The sequence below is a fragment of the Streptomyces sp. NPDC053426 genome (genome assembly GCF_055585405.1).
This window is the reverse complement of the sequence record NZ_JBVJKE010000039.1, coordinates 19,485-28,094: the sequence shown is the minus strand read 5'-3', so window position 1 is coordinate 28,094 and position 8,610 is coordinate 19,485. Positions and strand designations below refer to the sequence as shown.

Here is an 8,610-nt window from a genome sequence, read left to right as displayed (position 1 = left end):
GGGGGCTGCAGGTGGGTTGTCCCGCGCTTTGGGGAACCTTTTGGGCATTTTTTTCTTTTTTTTGTTCCCGTGTCTCCCGGCGCGCGGGTTCCGGGTGCCGGAACCCGCGCGCCGGGAAAAATCTCGCGCAATTTCTCGTGCAATTGCACGCGAGCGCTGTCAGCGTGGATAATAGCTGCGGCGTCAACCCCTGTGCTGGCGCCCCGTCCTGACGTCGCATCGGGGAGATGCCGTGTCATCACCTGCGCATCCGTTACTCCGGCCACCGGCCGCACCGCGCCTCACGCGCGGCCGGAAGGGGCTCGCGCGGGCGCGGTCCTCCACCCGGAACACTCTGCGCGCCCGGCGGCCCGGCCACCACCGCGACGACGCCGCCCTCGTGATCACCGGGCCGGGGAGCGCCGTCCGGATCACACCGCGGACACGGGGTCCGGCACGCACTCCCCCGGCCGCGTCGCCCCCGGCCGCCGGCTCCCCCACGCTCGACCGCGCTCGCGCGGGAGGGGGCCCGTCGCGCCGACCCCCTCCTCCGCCTCGCGGCCGCACGCGTCGGACGCCGTGGATTCCCCGCGTCCCGACCCGTACGACGCCCCCGGCCGCCACCGCCGTGACGCACGTGGCACCGCGGTGCGCGGGCGCGCCGGACGTCCGGCCCGGGTTCCGCCCGGAGCCCGCGCACCCGCCGCTCACCGTCTCCGCCCCCGACGACCACCCACCCGTCCGCACACCCGGCGCCGCCCCCGCCCCTTCTGCGGGCGGGACGGTACGGGCCCGGTCGTCGACCCGTCCCCCCATCTGACACGACTGCCGCGGAAAGGCACCCACGCCATGCGCAGCGCTTCTACGGAACAGCCGAGCAGCGAGCGCCCTGTGCGCCACACGTCCCCCACCGGAGTGGCACGGACCACCCCCCTCGCGGCACTGTCCCGCGTGCCGTGGGCCGACATGCAGGACTCCACCGGCTCGGCGGCGGCCATCCCCCTGCTGCTGAACGGCATCGCCTGGGGGGACACCGGCACCGCCCGCGCCGCCCTGGAGGATCTGCGGAAACGGATCTGCCAGTACGGCTTCGTCACGGAACAGGCGACCGCCGCCACGGTCCCCTTCCTCTGGGAGCTGGCCCAGCTTCCGCACGTCACCTGCCGGGCCGGGATCATCCAGCTCCTCAAGGCCATCGCCGACGCCCGGCAGTGGGAGAGCACCGCCGCCGCGTATCCCAAGCTGCTCAGCCGCCGGGAGAACCCGGTGGTGTGGGAGCGGGCCGCCCGGCAGGCGGTGCGCGCCCGGCGCGGCGACCTGAACCGGCTGCTGGCCGAGCCGGACACCGAGATCGCCCGCGCCACCACGGAGCTGGCCCGCACCCTGGCCGACTGAGCCGGCGGGGCCGGGTTCCCCGGGACGAACACGGCCCGGGGCGGCCCGGCCGAGGAACGCGCGCGACCTTCGGGGGACGAGTCGCGCGCCGGGGGAGGGTCGCGCGCGGTCAACGGGGGACGGCCGCGCGCGACCCGGGGGGACCTGTGACGGAACGGTGACGACCCGCCGGTCGGGCGGGTGCCGTCCCTCGCCTCGCGTGGCGCGGCAGTGTAGACATGGCTCATGGTCCGACTCATGGGTCGATCCCGGCCCCGGTCGTCCCTGCGGCCCGGTGCCGCGGCGTCCGCCCGGCGCCGGCGGGACGCAGACGGCCGCTCCCGGTGGCATCCGGCGGCGGTGCTGCGGTCGGTGCTGAGCGGGCGCAGCGTCGCCGGACAGGTGTTCGTGCTGCACCTGGTGATCGTGCTGCTGCTGGTCGTGGCCGCCGTCGTGGCGCTGGTGCTCCATGTGCGGCGGGACAGCACGCAGGAGGCCCGCAACCGCTCCCTCGCCGTCGCGGAGACTTTCGCGAACGCGCCGGGCATCGTCGAGGCGCTGGAGTCCCCCGACCCCACGGCCGTGCTCCAGCCGCATGCCGCGGCGGCCCGCGAGCAGGCGAACGTCGACTTCATCGTCGTCATGAACACCGACGGCATCCGCTACACGCATCCCAAACCGGACCGCATCGGCAAGAAGTTCGTCGGCACCATCGGGCCCGCGCTGGCCGGCGAGCCGGTGGTGGAGGAGATCGAGGGCACCATCGGACAGCTGGTGCAGGCGGTGGTACCGGTCGAGGACGCCGGCGGCGAGGTGGTGGGCCTGGTCTCGGCCGGCATCACGACCGAGCACGTCGGCGGGGCGGCGGAGGACCAGCTTCCCCTCGTCCTGAGCGCGGCGCTCGCCGCGCTCGCCCTGGCGACCGGCGGCGCGGCCCTGGTGAGCAGAAGACTGCTGCGCCAGACCCACGGCCTGGGCCCGCGCGAGATGACCCGGATGTACGAACACCACGACGCGGTGCTGCACGCGGTGCGCGAAGGGGTGATCATCGTCGACGGGGACGGGACGCTCATGCTCGCCAACGACGAGGCGCGCCGGCTGCTCGGCCTGCCCGAGGACGCCGAAGGCCGGCCCGTGCCGGACATCGGCCTGGACCCCGGCACCGCCGAGCTGCTGTCCTCGGGCCGCGTCGCCACGGACGAGGTGCACCTGGTGGCCGACCGGCTGCTGGCGGTCAACCAGCGGCCCACCGACCGGGCCGGCGGCCCGCCCGGCAGCGTGGCCACGGTCCGCGACTCCACCGAGCTGCGCGCCCTGTCCGGCCGGGCGGAGGCGTCGCGCGAGCGGCTGAACATGCTGTACGACGCGGGGGTGGGCATCGGGACGAGCCTGGACGTCACCCGCACGGCCGAGGAACTCGCCGAGCTGGCCGTGCCGCGGTTCGCCGACTTCGTCACGGTGGACCTGTTCGAGTCGGTGCTGGCCGGCGGCCACCCCGACGCGGCCGGCGCGCTGCGCCGCGCGGCGTCGGCGGGGATCGGCGCGGACGCCCCGCTCTACCCCAGGGGCGAGCAGATCCGCTTCGTCGCCTCGGCCCCGCAGGGCGTCACCCTCGCCACCGGCCGGCCGGTCCTGGAGCCCCGGCTCGGCGAGGCGCCCGGCTGGCACGCACAGGACGTGGAGCGCTCCGGGCAGGTCATGGAGTACGGCATCCATTCGCTGATCACCGTGCCGTTGCGGGCCGGGGCGCTGGTGCTCGGGGTGGTCAGCTTCTGGCGTTCGCGGAAGGCGGAGCCGTTCGACACCGAGGAGCTGGCTCTCGCGGAGGAGCTGGTCGCCCGGGCCGCGGTCTCCATCGACAACGCCCGCCGTTACACGCGCGAGCACAGCATGGCGGTGACGCTCCAGCGGAGCCTGCTGCCGCGCACCCTGCCCGAGCAGAACGCCCTGGAGATCGCCTACCGCTACCTTCCCGCGCAGGCCGGGGTGGGCGGGGACTGGTTCGACGTGCTGCCGCTGTCCGGTGCCCGGGTCGCGCTCGTGGTCGGCGACGTCGTCGGCCACGGCCTGCACGCGGCGGCCACGATGGGGCGGCTGCGCACGGCGGTGCACAACTTCTCCGCCCTCGACCTCCCGCCCGACGAGCTCCTGACCCTGCTCGACGAGCTGGTCGGGCGCATCGACCAGGACGAGGCGCAGGACGAGCAGAGCGCGCCGGTGACGGGGGCGACCTGTCTGTACGCGGTCTACGACCCGGTCTCCCGGCGCTGCACCGTGGCCCGGGCGGGCCATCCGCCGCCGGCCGTGGTCCGCCCGGACGACGGTGTGGAGTTCTGGGACGTGCCCGTCGGCCCCCCGCTGGGGCTCGGCGGTCTGCCGTTCGAGTCGGCCGAGCTGGAACTGCCGGAGGGCAGCCGGCTCGTCCTCTACACCGACGGGCTGGTCGAGGACCGCGGGCACGACATCGACGTCGGTCTGGAGCGGCTGCGCGAGGCGCTGTCCCGGTCCGGCGACTCCCCCGAGGACACCTGCAGGGTCGTACTGGAGTCCCGGCGCCCGGCGCGGACCGGTGACGACATCGCGCTGCTCGTGGCGCGGACGCGGGCGCTGCCCGCAGGCCGGATCGCCCAGTGGCCGGTGCCGCCGGACCCGGCGGCCGTCGGCGAGGTGCGGGCGGCGGTCACCCGGAAGCTGGCCGAGTGGGGGCTGGACGAGCTGACGTTCGGCACGGAGCTGATCCTGAGCGAGCTGGTCACCAACGCGCTCCGCTACGGCGGCACCCCCATCCAGGTGCGGATGCTGTACGACCGCAACCTGATCTGCGAGGTGTACGACAGCAGCAGCACCTCGCCCCATCTGCGGTACGCGACCATGACGGACGAGGGCGGGCGCGGCCTGTTCCTGGTGGCCCAGCTCGCCGAACGCTGGGGCACCCGCTATCTGCCCGCCGGCAAGGTCATCTGGACGGAACAGCCCGTACCGTGAGCCATAAGGTCAGGTAGGGAGATCTCATAAGAGAGGCTTATGAGCCCATAGACCGGACCCGCGTACCAGGTAAGGCATGCCTCAGTCTAGGCTTCCAACCGAGTCGCCTGTCATCGCTCGAAGGGAACCTGACCATGCCCCGCCCCCTGCGGGTAGCCATCGTCGGATCCGGCCCCGCCGGGATCTACGCCGCCGACGCCCTGCTCAAGTCCGACGTGGCCGCCGAACCGGGCGTGTCCATCGACATCTTCGAGCGGATGCCCGCGCCGTTCGGACTGATCCGGTACGGCGTCGCCCCCGACCACCCGCGGATCAAGGGCATCATCACGGCCCTGCACCAGGTGCTCGACAAGCCGCAGATCCGTCTGTTCGGCAACGTCGACTACGGCACCGACCTCCACCTCGACGATCTGCGCGCGTTCTACGACGGTGTGATCTTCGCCACCGGCGCCACGGCCGACCGCGCGCTGGACGTGCCGGGCATCGACCTCGACGGCTCCTACGGCGCCGCGGACTTCGTCTCCTGGTACGACGGCCACCCGGACGTGCCGCGCACCTGGCCGCTGGAGGCCGAGAAGGTCGCCGTGCTCGGCGTCGGCAACGTCGCCCTCGACGTGGCCCGCATCCTGGCCAAGACGGCCGACGAGCTGCTGCCGACCGAGATCCCGGCGAACGTGTACGAGGGCCTGAAGGCCAACAAGGCGCTGGAGGTCCACGTCTTCGGCCGCCGTGGCCCGGCGCAGGCGAAGTTCAGCCCGATGGAGCTGCGGGAGCTGGACCACTCCCCCAACATCGAGGTGATCGTCGACCCCGAGGACATCGACTACGACGAGGGCTCGATCGCGACCCGGCGCGGCAACAAGCAGGCCGACATGGTCGCCAAGACCCTGGAGAACTGGGCGATCCGCGATGCCGGCGACCGTCCGCACAAGCTGTTCCTGCACTTCTTCGAGTCGCCCACCGAGATCCTCGGCGAGGACGGCAAGGTCGTCGGCCTGCGCACCGAGCGCACCGAACTCGACGGGACCGGCAACGTCAAGGGGACCGGCGAGTTCAAGGACTGGGACGTCAGCGCGGTCTACCGGGCCGTGGGCTACCTCTCCGACAAGCTCCCCAAGCTGCCGTGGGACCTCGGCTCCGGCACGGTCCCGGACGAGGGCGGGCGCGTCATCCAGGAGACCGGCGAGCACCTGGACTCCACGTACGTCACCGGCTGGATCCGGCGCGGCCCGGTGGGCCTGATCGGCCACACCAAGGGCGACGCCAACGAGACGGTGGGGAACCTGCTGGCGGACTACGCGGCCGGCCGGCTCCAGACTCCCGGCTCGCCCGCCCCGGAGGCCGTGGACGCGTTCCTCGCCGAGCGCGGCATCCGCTTCACCACCTGGGACGGCTGGTACCGCCTGGACGCCGCGGAGAAGGCGCTGGGCGAGCCGCAGGGCCGTGAGCGCGTGAAGATCGTGGAGCGCGAGGACATGCTCCGCGAGAGCGGCGCCTGACCCCCCGCCCCGCGAGGGCTCACCACCGGGCGCCCGTCCGGTCCGTTCCCCGGACCGGGCGGGCGCCCGCGTGTGTCAGTCCGGGAGGGCCAGGCGGTCCGTCTCGCCGGGCTGGAGATGGACCGTGCGGTCCGGGAGGTGGACCTCGATCGGGGAGCGGCCGGAGGAGGGCACGGCGATCTCCAGCAGGCCGTGCTCCAACCGCAGCCGGACACCCCAGTGGCCGTGGTAGCGCAGGGTGAAGCCGTAGGAGGAGAGTTCGGGCAGGGGCACCGGGTCCAGCCACAGGGCTCCGCCGCGGGTCTCCAGCCCGGTCAGTCCGCGCTGGACGAGGTCGAGGGTGCCGGCCATGGCGCCGAGGTGGATGCCCTCCCCGGTGGTGCCGCCCTGGATGTCGGCGATGTCCGCCTGGAGGGCCTCCTGGCAGAACTTCCAGGCGTCCGCGCGCCGGGCGCGGGCCAGCACCCAGCCGTGGACCAGGCCGCTGAGGGTGGAGCCGTGGCTGGTGCGGTGCAGGTAGTGGTCGACCGTGCGCCGCCAGGTCCGTTCGTCCAGGCTCATCCCCAGTCTGCGGAAGATCCCCTGGAGTTCGGCGGGCGAGAAGAGGTAGCCCAGCATCAGGACGTCCGCCTGCTTGGAGGCCTGGTACCGGTTGACGGTGTCGCCCTCGGCCTCCAGCAGCCGGTCCAGGCGCCGGATGTCGCCGTAGCGGTGCCGGTAGCCGCGCCAGTCGAGTTCGGCGAGTTCGCCGTAGCCCTCGAACTGGCTGATGACGCCGTGGTGGAGGGGGACGTGCAGGGTGCGGGAGATCTCCTCCCACTGTTCCAGTTCCCTCGCGTCCAGTCCGGTCCGCTCGGCGAGTTCACGGCGGCGCGGCTCGGGCAGGCCGCGCAGTACGTCCAGGGTGCGGGCGAGCACCCAGGCGGCCGTGACATTGGTGTACGCGTTGTCGTCGAGGCCCGGTTCGGCGGCGTCCGGGTAGGCGTCGTGGTACTCGTCGGGGCCGACCACGCCCTTGATGCGGTAGCGGCCCAGGCGGTCGTCGAAGGTGGCGGAGTCCGCCCAGAAGCGGGAGATGTTCAGCAGCATCTCGGCGCCCTTGGTGTGCAGGAACTCCTGGTCGCCGCTGGCCTCGCAGTACTGCCAGACGTTGTACGCGATCGCCGACCCGACGTGGTGCTGGAGGTGGGAGTGGTCGGGCAGCCAGCGGCCGGAGCGGGGGTTGAGGTGCAGCTGCTGGGTCTCCTCCCGGCCGTCGCTGCCGCTCTGCCAGGGGTACATCGCGCCGTGGCGCCCGGCGTCCCGGGCGGCGGTGCGGGCGCGCTCCAGCCGCCGGTGGCGGTGGTGCAGCAGCGCGCGGGAGATCTCGGGGAAGTGCAGGTTGAGGTACGGCAGGACGAACAGCTCGTCCCAGAAGACGTGCCCCCGGTACGCCTCGCCGTGCAGTCCCCGGGCGGGGACCCCCACGTCCAGGTCCGCGGTGTGCGGGGAGAGGGTCTGCAGGACGTGGAAGAGGTGCAGCCGCAGGATGCGGCCCGCCTCGCCGGGTACGTCCAGTTCGGCCCGGCGCCAGAGCTGGTCCCAGGCGGTCAGGTGCGGCGGCATCAGTTCGTCGAAGCCGCCCGCCCGGACCACCCGGTCGACGGCGGCGTGCAGCGGGTCGCTGATCGCGGGGTCGCGGGAGGTGTGCAGGGCGACGATCTTGTCGACGGTGACGCTCTCTCCGGCGGCCAGGTCCAGACGGGTGCTCTGCAGGGCGCGCGGGCGGTCGTGCCGGTTCGTGACGGGCGCGGGCGCGGTCAGCCGGGCGGCGAGCGCGATCCGGACGTCCGAGGTGCGGGTGCGGCAGCGCAGCCACACCGTGTCCGCGGCGCTCGTGCCGGTGAGCACATGGGTCAGATGGCGGCCGTCCAGGTCCCGGTAGCGCGGCACTCCGGCGTTGGTGACGTCGCCGTCGAGCGCCGCCTCGGTCTCCAGGGGGCCGGAGAAGCCCTCGGCGGTGAACTCGGTGCGCAGGCCCGCCAGATGGGGGTCGGCCATGTGCACGAAGCGGTGCTGGCGCACCAGGAGCGTCCGTCCGGCGCCGAGGCCGTACCGCGTCCTGCGCTCCAGGAGTCCGGAGGACAGGTGCAGGGTCTCGCCGTGGTCGAGCACGTGTGCGGTGTCGGGGGTGAGCCAGGGCTCGCCGGGGAGCCGGAAGCGCAGCGGCAGCCAGTTGGGCAGGTTGACCATGTCCTCGTTCTCGACGTGCCGTCCGGCGACCTCGGAGACGAGCCGGTTGTAGACGCCGGCCGCGTACGTACCCGGGTAGTGCACCTCGTCCGCGGAACACTCCGGCAGCGCGCCACGGGTGGCGAAGTATCCGTTGCCCAGGGTGCACAGCGACTCCCGCAGGCGCGCGTCGGCGGGGTCGTACCCCTCGTACTCCCAGGTCCAGCCCGCCACTGCGACGCTCCTCCCGCCGACGGCTGCCGCACGGTGCCGCGCCGCGGCGGCCCGTCCCGGGGCCGTCACCGACGGTGAGGCCCGCACCGGTCGCGGACGGACGGCCACCACGGCCGACGACCGACCACCGGAGTACCCGCGGCGGCCACCCGGCACACCCGGACGAGCGTCAGGGCCTGCCTCCCGGCTCCTGCCGGAGCCACGAGGCCCGGCACACCTCCACCGCGCCGGCTACCGCTCCCCCGCCTCACGGCCGCCCGCACCGGCCCCGCTCGGACCGGCCGGAAGACACCGCTCCCGGAGACCGCCTGGTCCGGAGGACGGACCC

General features: G+C 73.6%; 4 protein-coding genes. 3 read left to right on the top strand and 1 reads right to left on the bottom strand.

Annotation, left to right across the window (positions count from 1 at the left end):
- Positions 1–828 precede the first annotated feature (828 nt).
- The 3 genes from ACZ62B_RS38410 to ACZ62B_RS38400 all read left to right on the top strand — a co-directional run bounded on the left by ACZ62B_RS38410 (position 829) and on the right by ACZ62B_RS38400 (position 5,837).
- Positions 829–1,374, top strand: coding sequence for a hypothetical protein (locus ACZ62B_RS38410; RefSeq protein WP_469693901.1), 546 nt, complete (start codon positions 829–831; stop codon positions 1,372–1,374).
- A 225-nt stretch (positions 1,375–1,599) separates the two neighbouring features.
- Positions 1,600–4,338: a SpoIIE family protein phosphatase gene (locus ACZ62B_RS38405; protein ID WP_469693899.1), complete on the top strand. Its 2,739-nt coding sequence runs from the start codon at positions 1,600–1,602 to the stop codon at positions 4,336–4,338.
- A 134-nt stretch (positions 4,339–4,472) separates the two neighbouring features.
- The gene (locus tag ACZ62B_RS38400; RefSeq protein WP_468728580.1) at positions 4,473–5,837 is read left to right on the top strand and encodes an FAD-dependent oxidoreductase; all 1,365 of its coding nucleotides are present in this window, start codon (positions 4,473–4,475) and stop codon (positions 5,835–5,837) included.
- A gap of 75 nt (positions 5,838–5,912) precedes the next feature.
- Here ACZ62B_RS38400 and ACZ62B_RS38395 read toward each other — a convergent pair whose 3' ends face one another.
- Positions 5,913–8,282, bottom strand: a complete 2,370-nt coding sequence (locus ACZ62B_RS38395) for a glycoside hydrolase family 65 protein (protein WP_469693897.1) — start codon at positions 8,280–8,282, stop codon at positions 5,913–5,915.
- Between the last annotated feature and the right edge of the window lie 328 nt (positions 8,283–8,610).